The sequence below is a fragment of the Streptomyces sp. R818 genome, from assembly GCF_056172735.1.
The window spans coordinates 580,101-596,400 of record NZ_JAOCNE010000012.1 but is presented as its reverse complement, the minus strand read 5'-3'; the positions used below and the strand labels follow the sequence as shown (position 1 = coordinate 596,400).

Here is a 16,300-nt window from a genome sequence, read left to right as displayed (position 1 = left end):
GCGCTCAGGGGCGCGGGGAACTGCGCGACCAGCCACGACGCACCCGCGTCCGCCGACGAGAGCCCCACCACCCACGTCGCCCAGGCGGCTCAATCGAGCCCGAGCCGACAACACCCCGCCCCGCTATGCACCCGCCCCCCGAACCCGCGCTCGCGAAGCCGCCGCAGCCCCCTCAACCCACCCCGCCTCGTCGAAGACCCCCCGCATACGCGTACTCACCGTCTCCGGAAACATCTCCTCCGCCCGCCCGGCGACAGCCACCTCCCGCGCGGCCAGCACCGGCAGCAACTCCCCCCGCTCCCCCACCACTTCCTCCGCGACCGCCGACAACCGCTCACCGATGCGCTGCGCGTACGCGGCGAGGAAGGACTGCCGAAACGTCTTCGTCCGCTTGCGCCCAGCCGCCCGCTGCTCCGCCTCGGCCCGGGTCATGGCAGCGGACCCCTGCACAAGCAGCGACGTATAGAGAACCTCGACCACCTCGAGATCGGGCTCGAACCCGACCACCGTGGAAAAGCCGAACGCACTGTTCCACACGGCCCGGCACCGATTCGCGGAGGCGACCGCGTCGAGGAGAACCGCCTTCGCCGTCTCGTAGGGCGCGTCGACCCCGACGCGGCAGGCGCCGGGCGCGTCCGCGGCCCGCGTACGAGAGGCGAGGACCGCCTCGTCGACCGAGTGCCGGGCCATGAGTTCCTGCGCCTTGGCGGAGAGCGCCTCGGCCTCCGGCGGATACCCGGTCGCCTCCGCTTTGGCGAGCAGCGCCCGGATCCGGGCGAGGGCGCGCGGCTCACCGGCGACGGGCACCGTGACGGACTCCCCCGGCACCGGCCCGACGGCCTCGATCGCGGGCAGCCGCACAAGCAGCCGGTACAGCTCGAGGGTGGTCGTGGCGGCGGAGAACCGGTCCCGCCGCGATGCTTTGTCGCCGGGCAGCGCGGCGATCTGCTCCGCCCAGCGCGGCGGCAGCGCCTCGTACCGCCCGGTCTCGGCGCGGATCAGCCGGGCGGCGAGCCCCGCGTGCTCGGGGGACAGTTCGCGGACGACCATCCGGATCACGTCGGCGGGCTGCCAGCCCCGCTCCCAGGCCCGCCGTACGAATTCCCGCCCGCGCAGCGCGAGTTCCGCGTCGGCGGACGGGTCAGCCGCGAGGAGGGACGCCCCGGTGTCGAGGTCGAGGTCGGCGTCGGCCGTGAACAGCGCGGCGGCGAAGGCGCGCTCGACGGCGGATCCGGCGCTCATGCCACGGAGGCCATGATCTCGGCGGCCCGCGCCACGAGCCGGTCGTCGGGCGTCGCGTCCCGCGCGGACTTGGTGGTGAGCACGGAGAGCACGACCGGGTCGCCGTTCGGGGCCCATGCGACGCCCACGTCGTTGGCCGTGCCGTACGACCCCGTCCCGGTCTTGTCGCCGAGCACCCACCCGTCCGGCAGCCCGGCACGGAACCGCTTGTCGCTGGTGGTGTTGGCGAGCAGCCACTGCGCGAGCCGCGCCCGGTCGCCCCGCTGAAGGGCGCGGCCGAGAACGAGACGCGCGTACGTCGTCCCGATCGCGCGCGGCGACGTGGTGTCGGTGCGCCGTCCGGGTTCGGCGGAGTTCAGCTCGGGCTCGATGCGGTCGAGCCGGGTCACGCGGTCGCCGACCGAGCGGGCGAGGCGGGTGACGGCACCGGGTCCGCCGAGCCGGTGCAGGAGGAGGTTGGCGGCGGTGTTGTCGCTGAAGGAGATCGCTGCGCCGCACAGCTCGGCGACGGTCATGCCGTGCGCGAGGTTCTCGGGCTTGCCGGTGACGGGCGCGCCGCCCGCCCGGTCGATGTCGGCCTGCGTGTAGTGGACGCGGCGGGCGAGGTACGTGCCGTCGTGGTCGAGGTCGCGCAGGACCGCCGCGACGGCGAGGGTCTTGAAGGTGGAGCAGAGCGGGAAACGTTCGTCGGCGCGGTGCGCGACCACGGCGCCGGTGCGGACGTTCAGCGCGAACACGCCGAGGCGGGCGCCGTGCTCACGCTCCAGGGCGGCGAGCCGGCGGCCGTCCCCGCCCACGGCCTGCGCGTGCGTTGCCCCGCCGACCCCGACGAGAGCGGTCGCGCCCAGGGCGGAGCCGGTGGTGAGCAGGGTGCGGCGGCTGATGCGCACGTTCTTCCCGTCCTCTATGTCGCTGGTTGTCATTACTGATAGGTCGCTGGTTGTCAGTACTGATAGGTCGTTGGGTGTCATCACTGGTAGGCGGCCGGGTGTCATCACTGGTCGGCCGCTGGGTGTCAGTACTGATAGGTCGCTGGTGTCATTGCTGAGGCCTGCCGAGTGAAACAGCTCGCACGGCAATTGTCAGTGCCGGGTGTGACACTCAGCCATGTGAAGGAGCGCTGGGCCCTCGCCCCCACCGAGCACGGCGGCGCCGACGTCGTGCCGCTGGACCGGGACGGGCTGCCCGCCGCGCCCGTCACCAGGGAGCCCGACCTGGTGGAGGCGGTGCGGAGCAGACCGGACGTGGTCCGCTGGGTGTGGCGGGACACGCACGCGGTGTACCCGCGCCTGCTCGCGGCGGGGGTCGTGGTCGAGCGCTGCTACGACATCGAGGCGGCGGAGAACCTGCTGCTCGCGCACGAGGGGCGGCACGGCGAGCCCCGCTCGGCCGCCGCCGCGCTCGCGAGGCTCCGGTCGCTGCCGGTGCCGCCCGACCCGCCGCCCCGGGTCGCCGAGCCGGGCTCCCAGTCGTCCCTGTTCGAGCCGCGCCCGCCGGTCGACGTGCCCCTGACCGATCTCGTCGACGTGTACGCGGACCAGCAGCGCAGACACGCGGCGACGGCCCTGCCGGACCGGATGCGGCTGCTCACCGCGTCGGAGTCGGCGGGCATGCTGATCGCCGCAGAGATGCGCGCGGCCGGTCTGCCCTGGCGCGCCGACGTCCACCGGGAGCTCCTGCACGAGCTGCTCGGCGAGCGGTACGCGGGTGGGGGCGAGCCGCGCCGCCTCGCGGAGCTGGCGGACGAGGTGTCTGCGGCGTTCGGCAGACGCGTGCGCCCCGAGTTGCCCGCCGACGTGGTGAAGGCGTTCGCCGAGGCCGGGATCAAGGTGTCCTCGACCCGGCGCTGGGAGATCAGGAACATCGACCACCCGGCCGTGCGCCCGCTGCTCGAGTACAAGAAGCTGTACCGGATCTACACCGCGCACGGCTGGTCCTGGCTGCAGGACTGGGTGCGGGAGGGCCGGTTCAGACCCGAGTACCTGCCGGGCGGCACGGTGTCCGGCCGCTGGACGACGAACGGCGGCGGGGCGCTGCAGATCCCGAAGGTCATCCGCCGCGCGGTCGTCGCCGACCCCGGCTGGCGGCTCGTCGTCGCCGACGCCGCGCAGATGGAGCCGCGCGTGCTCGCCGCGATCTCCCGCGACCGGGCGTTCATGGAGGTCGCGGGCCAGGACAGCGACCTGTACCAGTCGATCTCGGACCGCGCGTTCTCCGGCGACCGCGACCGGGCCAAGATCGCCGTGCTCGGCGCCATATACGGGCAGACGGCGGGCGACGGCCTGAAGAACCTCGCCGCGCTGCGCCGCCGCTTCCCGACGGCGGTCGCCTACGTGGACGAGGCCGCCCGCGCCGGTGAGGAGGGCCGCCTCGTGCGCACCTGGCTGGGCCGCACCTGCCCGCCCGCCGTGGGCGCGGCCGAGGCGGAGGAGGCGGGCCTGCCGCAGGAGGCGCCGGGCGATCCGGATTCCGACGGCGGCGGCGCGGCGCAGGGGTACGGCTACGGGTACGCGTCCTCGAACTCGCGCGCCCGTGGCCGCTTCACCCGCAACTTCGTGGTGCAGGGCAGCGCCGCCGACTGGGCCCTGCTGCTCCTCGGCGCACTGCGTCAGTCCCTCGCCGGGATGACGGCGGAACTGGTCTTCTTCCAGCACGACGAGGTGATCGTGCACTGCCCCGAGGAGGAGGCGCCGCGGGTCTGCGAGGCGATCAGGTCGGCCTCGGAGCGGGCCGGGCGTCTCACGTTCGGCGAGACACCGGTCCGTTTCCCGTTCACGGTGGCGGTGGTGGAGTGCTACGCCGACGCCAAGTAGGCACCGGCGCCGCCTGCTACCGCCACTTCTCCGAGAGCGCGATCTTCTTCAGCTCGGCGAGCGACAAGGCGGGCCGCTCGCGTGTCGCGTCCGTCCGCTGCGAAGCGGAGTTGAAGGCCGAGACGACGACCCGGAATCCGTCCGGGCGCAGTACGTCGGCCGTCCACATGACGATGCCCGAGCCGCCCTTGTCGTCACCGGGACCCTTGCGGGTCGCCACGCGCGTGCCGTCCGGCAGCGTCTCGTCCCCCGCGTCGAACAGATCGCCCTCCACGTCCTTCATGCCGGACTGCAGATTGATCTGGACGAACGACTCGCCCTTGCCGTCGTCGACGACCACGTACGCGTAGCCGCCGTCCTGGCCGCCCTCGCCGGTGACCCCCACCCGCTTCGGCAGCAGCGACCTCAGCTTCTTCAGGACCGCTGCCTTGCCGAGCCCGGCCGCCGCCGGCGGCGCGGCCTTCTCGGGCCGGGCCTCGCCGATGGCCCGCATGACGGGCCGCCACTTCGAGGAGGTGACGAGCGCTCTCAACTGCTGCATGCTGAGCGCCGGTTCGGGCCGGGTGACCGGAGCGTCCTTCTCGGCGGCGGCGTTCCACTCGCCGACGTCGACGGTGTACCCCTCGGGGGACATGTAGACGCCGCGCCACATCTTGGTGTCGACGCGTTTGTCCGGATACTCGTACCCACGGATGAGCAGCAGCCGTGAGCCGTCGGGCATCTTCCGGTCCGTGCACGAGTCGTACGGCACGAACGCCTTGTCGGGGCAGGTGAGCTGCTCGTCAGCGGAGGTCCCGTCCGGGTCGACCGCGCCGACGCTGACGCCGATGGCGCTCTCGCCGCCCCCGTCGTCGTACACGAGGTGCGCGTACGGGTTGTCGTCGGTGCCCCGCCCGTCCCGCCCGCTCACCTTCCCCTTGGGCAGCAGCCCTTCGAGGATGCCGATGACCTCGTCCTTGCTGAGCTGCGGTCCGGCACCCTGCGCGGTGCTCTTGACGCTCCGCTGGGGCGTGGGGCTCGATGACGCCACGCTGCTCATGACGTCGTCGGGGCGGGTGCCGAAGGCCCCGGCCGCGTACGACGATCCCAGCCCGACGACGGCCAGCGCCGTCACGCTTCCCGTGACCGCCCCGACACGCCTGCGCAGCAGCCTCCGGCGACCACGCAGCACCCCGCCGCCCACCAGCGTCCGCCCCTCCGCACTGAAGCCCTCTCCGGTACGCCGCAGCGCCGCCGCGAGGCCGTCCTCGAACCCGTTGTCGTCCCGGCCGTCGTCCGCTCCGGACACCCCGACCACTCCTCTCTGCCTGTTCGTACGGTCAGTAGGCGCGTCAATGCGCGGCGAACTCGCTGAGGGAAGCGCCCAGTTGCTCGCGCAGCCGCGCCAGGGCCCGGCTGCTGCGGGTGCGCACCGCGGCCGAGCTGAGGTGCAGCGCGTCCGCGGTCTCCTCGATGGAGCGGTCCTCCCAGTAGCGCAGCACGACGACCGCCCGGTCCTTGGGCGGCAGCCGCCGCAGCGCGTCGAGCAGCGTCAGCCGCAGCGACGGATCACCGCCCCCGGCGGCCACCGTCTCCGGCAGCTCGTCCGAGGGCCGCTCCCCCGCCGAGCGGCGCCGCTGGTGCGCGAGGAACGCCCGCACCAGCACGGTCTGCGCGTACGCCGCCGGATTGCCCCGCCGGACCGCGGCCCGCCCCCAGACCACGTACATCTTGCCGAGGGTCTCCTGCACGAGATCCTCGGCAAGATGAGTGTCACCGCTGGTCAGCAGGCACCCGGACCGGAACAGCTGCCCCGTGCGAGCCTCCGCGAACTCCCGGAACGCACCCTCCAGCGACCGTCTCATCCCCGGCGTCCCCCCCATTGCCTCACCTACACCTGAATGAATGCGGTGACCCCCGGGAAATGTTGCACGCGCTCCGGAACGGCTCCCGCCCACCGCTCGCGCACCAGGCCCGCTGAACGAGAAAACCCCAGGTCGGAAAGTTCCGACCTGGGGTTTCAGGCTGAGCCGCCTTCGGGATTCGAACCCGAGACCTACGCATTACGAGGGCCTGCAAGATCGTGACGGAAGGTGCCGCACGATGTCTCAGAATCCGGTTTCCCCTGGTCGGAGACATCTGGATGTGGTCAGCATGACGCTGGGTCTCCCTTAGTGCCGCCCAGTCCGCTCACGCAGCGCTCACGCAGAAGGGCAAAGACCAGCGTCACCCCTCCTCCGTTCCGGGTGGGGCGGTGCCTCATCCGGACCTCGCGCACGAATCGGGCGCGGCGGGCCTGCAGGGTCTCGAACCCGGGCGGACCTGGCTCTCGGCGAGCGTGCTCTTGACTGCGGCCAGATGATCCAGCCGCTCGTCGTGCGCCTACCAGAAACCCACCGGCTGCCTCGAAGCTCAGCACGCTGCCCTGCTGGCGTGGCCCAGGGCGTTCTATGCAACGCGCTGGCCCTGGGTGCCGACCCAGCGTGTTGAGCGCTCAGCAGGCATTTGACCACGGCCGATCTAATAGTTCTCCCGGACGTACTCGTACGTCTTGTCGAACAAGTCGCCTTTGATCGGGAGGCTGTACTCCTTCAACGCGGTTCGGAGCTCGCGGCGGACGCGCTTGTCGCCGGCATCGCTTTCTACCCACCCGGTGTAGGCGACCTCCGCGACGATCGAGTCGATCCTGTCGACGATGTCGGGGACGATCTTGTGCAGCCCTGGCGGTGTGTTCTGCTCAACGATCTGCGTCAGTGCACCGCGTTTCGGGTCTGCCAGTCTCTTCAGCGTCTCCTCGTCGCCAGCCGCCGCGGCTCGGTCGGCGGCGACCACGTCCTGAGCGATCTTCAACGCCTGCTCCAGGAACGCCAGCGAGTCCTCGACGTTCTCGATCGCCTTGGTGCGCAGCTTCTCTATCCGGTCCGCCAACGACCGGTATGCCGGGATGTCCGTCTCGGCGAGCCGGCGCTTCAGTCGCGCCTCGATCGAGTCGAGCACCTCTTGGTAGACGTCGCCAGGCTCGTTTTCCGGCGAGTCGGCCTCCGGAAGATTCAGCTGCTCGGCGATCTTCTTGACCAGTTCCAGGCCCGCGGCGTCGAGGGTGACGGTCTTCGAGGGCATCGACCGCACACGCACGTCGGTCATGTGTCCATGGATCAACTCGGTCGTCTTCGCGCCGAGACGGTCCCACAGGAACGCCTTCGACACGTCCTTGGGCCGGATCGACTCGTACACCTTCGCCAGCCAGTAGTACTGCTGCCGGAACGGGGCGAGCATCGGGTGGGGATCGAGGAACTCCCACACCGTTTGAAGGGCCACGTACGTCTCAATGAACTGGGTCCGCTGCGGACTGCCCTCGACGATTCGCTCGTGTGCCTCGGCGAGCCCCTCGAACGACGAGTCGGCTGTGCTGATGCCATCGAATAGCGCCAAGAGGCGCGTCAGGTCGGAAACGAACTTCCCGGCCAGCTGGGAGGAGTCGGTTACATTGAGCCCCGACTCCTCCTCCGCCTTGGCCTTCGGGCCGGCTATAGCCGCGCCGATGGCCTTCGCGAGACCGATGTAGTCAACGACGCGTCCATAGTCCTTGCGCTGCCCCGTGATGGGGTTCTTCCACGGCCGATTCGGGCGCGTGATCGTCTGGAACAGGTTCGCGCCTTTGGCTGGCTTGTCGAGGTACAGAACACCCTCGATGGGCGCGTTGAAGCCGGTCATCCACTTCGCTGTCACTACGACGAACGACATGGGGTCGTCGACCTTCTTGAACCTCCGCTTCAGGCCCTCCTCCTGCTCCGGTGTGAGCAGGTACTTCTTGTGCTCCTTCGGAGTGTCCTTGGAGTCGGCGACGTGCATGACAACGCCCACTTCGCGCGCCAGGCCGTCCGGCATCACCGCGCCCCGGCGCTCCAGCTCCGCCTGAAGCGCGCGTGCATAGGCGATGACGAGCTTCTGGTTGAACGCCACTACTTGGGCCTTCTGCCCCAGCGGTGCGACGAACGTCAGGAAATGATCGACGATGTCGGCGCACACCGCGGCAACCCGCTCAGGGTTGGAGAGGATGGTCTCGATGTGCGAAGCCTTCCCGGACAGGTAGACCTTCTCGTCCTCGTCGAGGTCCTCCTCCTCAGCGAACTGGTCGAATGCCTCGTCGAGGTCGCCCTTGTCGAGATCGAACCCGACGGAACGGCCTTCCACGATCACCGGCTTGGTGAACCCGTCAGCGATCGACTGCTCGGGCGTGTACCGGGACATAACAAAGTTCGGGTCGTTGGGGTCCCCGAACAGCCGGAACGTGGACCGGTCCTTGTCCTCGATCGCCGTGCCGGTCGCGCCGAAGAACTTCGCGTTCGGGACCGCTGCGCGCCACGCCTTCCCGAACTTGCCCTCCTGGGATCGGTGGGCCTCATCCACCAGGACGATGATGTTCGACCGGTCGTTGAGATGGCCAGCCTCGGCGAACTTGTTCACTGTGGTGATGATGACCCCGGGCTCGCCGCTACGAAGCAGAGTGAACAGCTCACGCCGGATCTTCGGCACGCTCATGCGCGGCATGCCAGCGGTCTCGAACATCTCCGCGGTCTGCCGCACCAAGTCTTTCCGGTCGGCGATCACGATCACGGTCGGCGCACCGCCGTACATGTCGATCACCGTGTCGTCGCGCAGCAGCCGCGCTGCAGCGAAGGCCATCAACTCAGTCTTACCCGATCCCTGGTGATGCCAGATCAGACCACCAGGCCCGTCCGCGAGCACCTTCGCGTGGATCGCGAGCGCCGCCTCAAACTGCGGATAGCGCGGCAGGAACTTCACGTCGACCTCGGAGGCGTCCCGGGCATGCCGGTACATCACCAGGTCCTTCAGGATGGGCAGCACGGTCTCCGGCCGCAGCAGCAGCCTTGCGGCGCGCTGTACGCGCGCAGGGCCGGTCACCTTCTTCGGGTCGTCCTCCGTTGATCCCCACGGTGCCCAGATCTCCGAGTCGGGATCCGGCACGGCTCGAATCGGAGCCATACGGAAGTCGAGGCCCTCGGTCGCCACGTTGAAGACGTTGGTGGCGAAGAAGTTCGGGTACTCCTCTTCGTACGTCCCGTAGATGTCCTTCGCAGCGTTCACCCACGACACCTGGTGCTTCACCGGGGTTTTCGTCTCGGCGACGACGAGCGGGAACCCGTTGACGTAGTAGACAACGTCGAATCTGCGGGGCTTCACGGCACCGGCGATCGTGACCTCATCGGCAACGGTGAACCGGTTGTTGTCGAGGTTCGCGAAATCTATGAGACGACGAGGCACATGCTTGCCGTCGATAGTCGGGAACGAGTGGTCACCTCGCAGCATGACGGTCAGCCGCTCGTTGGCAGCCACCAAGCCGTTGTGGGCATCCAAGATGGCCTGGTTAATCTCGTGCAGAACCAGTTCGGCCGATTCTGAGTCGTTGACGAGCTCCGGATTCAGCGCGAGCAGCGCTTCCTGCACCCAGGCCTCAATAGCGACATCGTGATTGTCGCGCGGCAGCTCGTCACCTGGGATGTGCTCCCACCCGGCTTCCTCGGCCCACTCGAGCAAGGAGCGCTGGATCGTGCTTGCTTCGGTCCATCCCATGTCAGGACACCCCCTCAAGCAGAGCTTCGTAAGACTCGGGGATCTCGATCTCTTGGCTGAGCAGGGAGCCCAGGAGTGCGGAGCGGAAGGTGCGAAGGTGAGAGAGCTCGGCCAGTGCTGAGTCTTCGGACTCCCGTACTTGCGACAGGACACTGCCCAAGCGCCTCTGGCCAGGTTCGTCCGCGGGTACCCAGACCTCAAAGGAGGCGATCTGCTTACCGCTGATGTGGGGAACGGAAGTCCCCGTCTGATGACTCAGGATCATTTGTTTGAATGCCATTGAGTTGACCAGAAACTCAATCAGACGCTGATCGTTCCCGGCCTTGGCCCGAAGTCGCGCGACTCGTTGCACAAGGAGGCATGGCAAGTCATGCTCTCGAACAGTAGCTACCCTTAGACCAGCCTTGATCCACGTACGATCCATGCCGACAACCACGTCTCCCACTTGCAGGCGGTAGCGGTCGTCGTCCGAGATCTGAGTCGGCCAGTATTTCGCCCCCTCCCACTGAAGGCGACCTGGCGCAATGTTATCGCCTCGAAGCAGCCGGATACCCTCCGGCGAATCAGTAAATTGCGCACTTCTATACGCGTACCCGACATCGATCTGCGCAATCTCATCGAGCCTCGCCAGTCGCATCCCCTCACGCTCGCTGAGCCACTCAGCTTGCAGCCCCGCCAGTACGGCAGAGCCACGTCCAACTTCCTCCGCCAACGCCTCGATCTGCGCGTCCATCGCAGCCATGACGTCGACGATGCGGCGCTGCTCGGCCAGCGGTGGGAGCGCGAGTTCGTAATCATTGAATTGCGACTCCTTCCACCGACTTCGACTGGCGGTCGTACCGGTACTCACGCGCTCAACATATGACCACACAGACTTCTGCCCAAAGTGAAGGTGCAAGAATTCCGGTAGTAGCCGCGAGCGGTCGCAGCAGAAAAGCGGAAACTCGTTGGAGACAAAGGAACCATACAGTTCATCGCCAACGAGCCCGAATGATCCCTTCCAGGCAAACAAACGGTTGTAGATGAACTGTCCGGGCTGAACACGGTAGAACCGTGTTGCCTTAGAGGACTCCGATGTCACTACTTCACGGAGGAATGGGCCCTCGGCGTACCACTTCACTCCTAGGAGTGGGTACTCCCTACCTGGAGTTACCTTGACAATTTCCTGGACTTGCGACGTGACTTCTCCCAGTCGCGTCAATGCCCACTCACTCATCGGATGCCTCGAACATTCTCAGGTCGATGCCTGCCGCGGCCAGGCGCTGGAACATGGCCTCTTCAGCGTCAATGCGCCGCCGTCGAGCGTCCGCGTAGGCGACAAGCGCGGTGCCGAGATCTGTGGTCTCCTCGGCCGCAACTTTGATATAGCGACCGATGTTGAGATCGAAGTCGTTCTTCTTGATCTCCTCGAACGGCACCGAGCGGACATTTGTGCCGCCTTCCCCTTCAGGGGCCTCACCAGTCCGGTATGTATCGATGAGTGCGTCGACGTCGCGGCCCGACATCCGGTTCTGATTCTTGCCCTTCTCGAACCGGGCGGACCCATCAATGAAGACCACATGGTCCTTGCGTGCGGCTGGCTTCTGGTCACGGAAGATCAGCAGACACGCAGGGATCGGCGTCGAATAGAAGAGGTTCGGTGGCAGCCCGATGACGGCTTCGAGGAGATCTCTCTCGATGAGGCACTGCCGGATCTTCGCCTCGGCCCTGCCGCGGAACAACACACCGTGCGGCATAACGACACCCACGCGGCCTGTACCGGGGTTCATCGAGGAGACCATGTGCTGCACGAAGGCGAAGTCGCCGTTCTTCGCCGGCGGCACGCCGCAGAAGGCCCGCGGGTCGGCCGGCCAACGGTCTGCACCCCAGTTCTCCAAGGAAAACGGCGGATTGGCGATCACCGCATCGAAGGTGCGGACAGCGCCGGCAGAGCTCTTGAATGCCGGCGCTCGAAGGGTGTCGCCGCGCTTGATGTCGAAGTCCTCGATCTCGTGGAGGAACAGGTTCATCCGGGCGATCGAAGCGGTGGTCAGGTTGATCTCCTGGCCGTACACCCGCAACGTGCGGTAGTCCTTGCCGGACTCCCGCAACTGGTTGATCGTCGCCACCAGCATGCCGCCCGAACCACAGGTGGGGTCGTAGACGGACTCGCCAGGCTCCGGGTGAAGGATCCCGACGAGAAGGTTCACGACCTCGCGGGGCGTGAAGAACTCTCCGGCCTTTTTCCCCGACTCATCGGCGAAGTTCTTCAGCAGGTACTCGTAGCCCGCACCAAGCAGGTCGTGGGAGACCGTCGACGGGTCGAGGCGGATCTGGTTGAACGCCTGGATGAGGCCCAACAGCGCCGACTCGGGGATGCGCTCCTTGTTGCCCCAGGAAGCGTCACCGAACACACCAGCCAGGGACTTCGGGTTCGCCTTCTCGATCCGCTGGAACGTCTTCGCGATCTCGGCCCCGAGATTGACGACCTTCCCGGTGACCTCGCTCCACAGCGTGCCCTCGGGCATCTCGAAGCGGTGGTAGTCCGCCTCGACCTCGTCATCCAGGTCGTCTCCAAGCTCGTCGATCGCCGCGTCGTGTTCGTAGACCCAGGTATCCGAGATCCACTTCCAGAACAGCATTGGAAAGACGTATGTCTTGAAGTCGGCCGGGTCGACGGGGCCACGGAGCGCATTCGCAGCGGCCCACAGCCGGGATTCGAGCTCTTGCTGGGTGATCGTCACAGGTGCGTGCTTCTTTCCGTCGGGTGGTCTTCTTCAAATCGGAGCCCGCGTACATTCTCGCAGCGCGGTGACACCCTCGGGAGCGAACGGCACCAACACAGTCAGGACGCGTGGGGCTGCGGTCCTCGCACGCACCGCCCACCCGTATTTTGTGGCCACTGAACAACCGCCCCAACAGCACACCGTGACGCCCCACGGCACACCGTGGCCACCCGCTTGCACGCTCGCTGCTCAAATGGCCACCCCTTGGCCACCTCCGCTCACGCGGACCGAAAACGATCAAGCATCAAGCCCCGCCAACCAACACGCGAAAGAGAAAAAGCCCAGGTCAGAATAGGTCTGACCTGGGCTTCGCCTGAGCCGCCTTCGGGATTCGAACCCGAGACCTACGCATTACGAGTGCGTTGCTCTGGCCATCTGAGCTAAGGCGGCGCCGCCGCGCGCACGGGAGTGCGTCAGCAACATCGCCAATCCTACACGCTTCCGGGGGGTGCTCTGCCCACCCTTTTACGGGCGCGGATCGCCCGGGCTCAGCCGGGCGCACCCGTCACGAGCAGCGCTTTCCGTCTTTCGGAGGGGTGCCGGAGAGGAGGTAGGTGTTGATCGCGCCGTCGATGCAGGTGCTGCCGCGGCCGAACGCCGTGTGGCCGTCGCCGTCGTAGGTGAGGAGGTGGCCGGAGGAGAGCTGGGCGGCGAGGGCCTTGGCCCAGGGATAGGGGGTGGCCGGGTCGCGGGTGGTGCCGACGACCACGATGGGGGCGGCGCCGTCCGCCGTGATGCGGTGCGGCTCGCCGGTGGGCTTCACCGGCCAGGACGCGCAGTTCAGGGCGGACCAGGCGAGGCCCGCGCCGAAGACGGGGGACGCCTTCTCGAAGGAGGGCACCGCCTCCTCGACCTCCTTCGGGGAGCTGAAGGCCGGCGGCTGGTCGAGGCAGTTCACGGCCGCGTTGGCGAACATGAGGTTGGCGTAGCTGCCGTCCGGGTCGCGCTCGTAGTAGCTGTCGGAGAGGGCGAGGAGGCCCGCGCCGTCCTTCTTGGTCATGGCGGCGGTGAGCGCCTCGCGCAGTTGCGGCCAGGCACCCTCGTCGTACATCGCGGCGATCACGCCGGTCGTGGCGAGGGACTCGCCGAGCTTGCGGCCGTCGGGGTCGCCGGTGGCGATGGGCGCCGCGTCGAGCTGGGTGAAGAAGGACTTCAGCCGCTGCCCCGCCTGCTGCGGGGTGCCGGTGCCGAGGGGGCAGCCGGAGCGGGCCACGCAGTCCTTCGCGAAGGACTGGAACGCGGTCTCGAAGCCGGCGGTCTGCTGCCGGTTGAGTTCGCGGGCGGGCAGGGACGGGTCCATGGCTCCGTCGAGGACGAGCCGCCCCACCCGCTCCGGGTACAGGCCCGCGTACGTGGCCCCGAGGAACGTGCCGTAGGAGGCTCCGACGTAGTTCAGCTTCTCGTCGCCGACGGCGGCCCTGGCCAGGTCCATGTCGCGGGCCGCCTCGACGGTGGGCGTGCCCAGGACGTCCCGCCGCAGGCCGGTCCTTCGTCTCGCAGCCCTGCGCGAACGTGTCGAAGGCCGCCGAGAGCCGCTTCTGCTCGCCCGCGTCGTCCGGCGTCACGTCGGTCTGCGTGTACGTGTCCATCTGCTTGCCGTCGAGGCAGGTGACGGGCGCGCTGCGGGCGACGCCGCGGGGGTCGACGGCGACCATGTCGTAGCGGGCGCGGACCTGCTTGGGGTAGCCGATGCCCGCGTACGCCTGGAGGTAGCCGATCGCGGAGCCGCCCGGACCGCCCGGGTTGACGAGGAGGGAGCCGAGCCGCTTGCCGGGTCCGGTGGCCTTCTTGCGGGAGACGGCGAGGTCGATGTCGCCCGCGGACGGCTTGTCGTAGTCGAGGGGCGCCTTGAGCGTGGCGCACTCGAACCCGGGCGCGCCGCACTCGCGCCACTTCAGGTCCTGGTCGTAGTAGGTGCTCAGCCGTGCCTCGTCGGAGCTGGGCAGCGCGGCGAGGGTGCCCCCCGCGGCCTGCGAACTCTTCGACGAGCAGGCCGGGATGCCGACCAGCAGCAATCCGGCGGCGGCGATCAGGGCGGCACGGCGGCGGGCGGAGGAGGGGTGGCGCCTGGAGTACATCCGGCGAGCGTAACGCTCCGCGCGGGGCACGTCACTTTACGTAGCTCGGGAGCCGCTTCCTTCTGGGCCTAGCCCGCCCGCAGCGCCATCGTCATCGCCTCCACCGCGAGCAGCGGCGCCACATTGCGGTCCAGGGCGACCCGGCACGCGCCGATCGCCTCGATGCGTCTGAGCGTCGACTCCGGGGAGGTGGAGCGGGCGAGGCGCTCCAGGGTGTCGTGGATCTCCGTGTTGGCGAGCGCCACCCGGGAGCCGAGCTGGAGCGCGAGGACGTCCCGGTACACGCCGGTCAGTTCGGTGAGCGCCAGGTCGAGGGAGTCGCGCTGCGAACGCGTCCTGCGCCGCTTCTGCTTGTCCTCCAGGTCCTTCATCACGCCGGCGGTGCCGCGCGGCATCCGGCCGCCGCTCTGCGCGCCGAGCGCCGCCTTCAGCTCGTCGGTCTCCTTGGTGTCGACCTCCTCCGCGAGCTGCTTGGAGTCCTCCGCCGCCGCGTCGACCAGCTCCTGCGCCGCCTTGAGGCAGCCGCCGACGTCCTCGACGCGCAGCGGCACCTTGAGCACGGCGGCTCTGCGCTCCCGCGCGCGCGGGTCGGTGGCCAGGCGCCGGGCCCGGTCGATGTGGCCCTGGGTGGCGCGGGCGGCGCTCGCGGCGACGCCCGGCTCGATGCCGTCACGTCGTACGAGCATGTCGGCGACGGCGTCCACGGCGGGCGTGGTCAGCGTGAGCAGACGGCAGCGGGAGCGGATCGTGGGCAGCACGTCCTCCACCGAGGGCGCGCAGAGCAGCCACACCGTGCGCGGGGCGGGCTCCTCGACGGCCTTCAGTACCGCGTTCGCCGACTTCTCGTTCAGCCGCTCGGCGTCCTCGACGAGGATCACCTGCCAGCGGCCCGTCGCCGGAGAGGTGTACGACTTGCGGACGGTGTCGCGCATGTCCTCGGCGAGGATCTGGGTGCCGACCGCCGCCACGGCCGTGACGTCCGCGTGCGTGCCGAGCAGCGCGGTGTGGCAACCGTCGCAGAACCCGCAGCCGGGGGCGCCGCCGAGCGCCCGGTCCGGCGACACGCACTGCAGCGCCGCCGCGAACGCCCGCGCCGCGGTGACCCGGCCCGCGCCCGGCGGCCCGGTGAACAGCCAGGCGTGCGTCATCTTCGACGCCTCGGGCGGCGCCGCGCCGGCAGCGGCGGCCGTCACCAGGGCGTCCGCGTCCCGCGCGGCCGCGCCCAGCTCCGCGACCACGCGCTCCTGACCCACCAGGTCGTCCCATACGGCCATGGGGACACCGCCCTTTCTCGTACTTCCGCCATTGTGCCGGGCGCCACTGACAACACCCCGCGCACCCGCTTGGCTACGCGCATGACTGATCTCCGCATCGTGACCCTGGCGGGTGGCGCGGGTGAGGACAGCGGCCTCGTCGCCGACTGGCAGCACGCGCACAACACGATCGTCCCCGCCGCGTCCGCGTACCTCTCCCTCGACGACGTGCGCGAGCGCGCCGGGCGCAACGTCCTGGAGGTCGCCTACGCCGGGGACGTCCTCGTCGGCTGCTCCACCGTGCGCACTCCGAAGAACGGGGTGTCCGCGGTGATCGCGCGGGTCCTTCCGGAGCACCGGGGACGCGGATTCGGCAGGGCGCTGTACGAGCGCGGCCTCGCCACGGCACGCGCGCTGGGCGCCGAGCACATCGAGACGGTCCTGCTGACCTCGAACGAGGCGGGAGCGCGCTTCGCCGAGCGCGCCGGGTTCATCGTCGAGGTCGACCGCTACCGCCTCGACGGGGACACGGTGGACTGGGTGGAGCTCAGGCTGGCCTGAACCCCACCCATCAC

At 68.9% G+C, this 16,300-nt stretch carries 11 protein-coding genes, 1 tRNA gene and 1 pseudogene; 3 read left to right on the top strand and 10 right to left on the bottom strand.

The annotated features are described in order from the left end of the window. Nucleotides 1-123: 123 nt before the first annotated feature. Together N5I75_RS29065 and bla are read right to left on the bottom strand one after the other, a co-directional pair. Nucleotides 124-1,242, bottom strand: coding sequence for a DUF2786 domain-containing protein (locus N5I75_RS29065; RefSeq protein ID WP_476682177.1), 1,119 nt, complete (start codon nucleotides 1,240-1,242; stop codon nucleotides 124-126). Beyond that, nucleotides 1,239-2,165 carry a class A beta-lactamase gene (gene bla / locus N5I75_RS29060; protein WP_476682175.1) on the bottom strand — a complete coding sequence of 309 codons (927 nt, stop codon included), beginning with the start codon at nucleotides 2,163-2,165 and terminating at the stop codon, nucleotides 1,239-1,241. Before bla ends, N5I75_RS29065 begins: the two co-directional genes overlap by 4 nt. A 186-nt stretch (nucleotides 2,166-2,351) precedes the next feature. On the opposite strand from bla, the gene N5I75_RS29055 reads away from it, so the two are divergent. Next, nucleotides 2,352-4,055, top strand: coding sequence for a bifunctional 3'-5' exonuclease/DNA polymerase (locus N5I75_RS29055; RefSeq protein ID WP_476682365.1), 1,704 nt, complete (start codon nucleotides 2,352-2,354; stop codon nucleotides 4,053-4,055). A gap of 16 nt (nucleotides 4,056-4,071) precedes the next feature. On the opposite strand, the gene N5I75_RS29050 is transcribed toward N5I75_RS29055, so the two are convergent. From N5I75_RS29050 to N5I75_RS29020, 7 genes and pseudogenes are all read right to left on the bottom strand, one after another. Next, on the bottom strand, nucleotides 4,072-5,343 hold the full coding sequence (locus tag N5I75_RS29050) for a hypothetical protein (protein ID WP_476682173.1): 1,272 nt from the start codon (nucleotides 5,341-5,343) through the stop codon (nucleotides 4,072-4,074). Nucleotides 5,344-5,386: 43 nt separating this feature from the next. Next, complete coding sequence (locus N5I75_RS29045; RefSeq protein ID WP_476682171.1) at nucleotides 5,387-5,899, bottom strand: SigE family RNA polymerase sigma factor; 513 nt, start codon at nucleotides 5,897-5,899, stop codon at nucleotides 5,387-5,389. 655 nt (nucleotides 5,900-6,554) lie between these two features. Next, on the bottom strand, nucleotides 6,555-9,629 hold the full coding sequence (locus N5I75_RS29040) for a type I restriction endonuclease subunit R (RefSeq protein ID WP_476682169.1): 3,075 nt from the start codon (nucleotides 9,627-9,629) through the stop codon (nucleotides 6,555-6,557). Between the two features lies 1 nt (nucleotide 9,630). Further along, entirely contained in the window at nucleotides 9,631-10,479 is an 849-nt protein-coding gene (locus N5I75_RS29035) for a hypothetical protein (protein ID WP_476682167.1), read from the bottom strand. A 358-nt stretch (nucleotides 10,480-10,837) separates the two neighbouring features. Then, the gene (locus tag N5I75_RS29030; RefSeq protein WP_476682165.1) at nucleotides 10,838-12,352 is read right to left on the bottom strand and encodes a type I restriction-modification system subunit M; all 1,515 of its coding nucleotides are present in this window, start codon (nucleotides 12,350-12,352) and stop codon (nucleotides 10,838-10,840) included. 358 nt (nucleotides 12,353-12,710) lie between these two features. Next, nucleotides 12,711-12,784 (bottom strand) — tRNA-Thr (locus tag N5I75_RS29025). 115 nt (nucleotides 12,785-12,899) lie between these two features. Next, nucleotides 12,900-14,316: pseudogene (locus N5I75_RS29020) on the bottom strand (alpha/beta hydrolase). On the opposite strand from N5I75_RS29020, the gene N5I75_RS29015 reads away from it, so the two are divergent. Further along, nucleotides 14,309-14,485 (top strand): hypothetical protein, encoded by a 177-nt coding sequence (locus N5I75_RS29015; protein ID WP_476682380.1) that lies wholly within the window; start codon nucleotides 14,309-14,311, stop codon nucleotides 14,483-14,485. The pseudogene N5I75_RS29020 and the gene N5I75_RS29015 sit on opposite strands and share 8 nt — an antisense overlap. A 55-nt stretch (nucleotides 14,486-14,540) precedes the next feature. Here N5I75_RS29015 and N5I75_RS29010 read toward each other — a convergent pair whose 3' ends face one another. Continuing rightward, on the bottom strand, nucleotides 14,541-15,746 hold the full coding sequence (locus N5I75_RS29010; protein WP_476682163.1) for a DNA polymerase III subunit delta': 1,206 nt from the start codon (nucleotides 15,744-15,746) through the stop codon (nucleotides 14,541-14,543). Nucleotides 15,747-15,827: 81 nt separating this feature from the next. Here N5I75_RS29010 and N5I75_RS29005 point away from each other — a divergent pair, with 81 nt between their 5' ends. Next, nucleotides 15,828-16,286, top strand: a complete 459-nt coding sequence (locus N5I75_RS29005; protein WP_476682161.1) for a GNAT family N-acetyltransferase — start codon at nucleotides 15,828-15,830, stop codon at nucleotides 16,284-16,286. Nucleotides 16,287-16,300 lie beyond the last annotated feature (14 nt).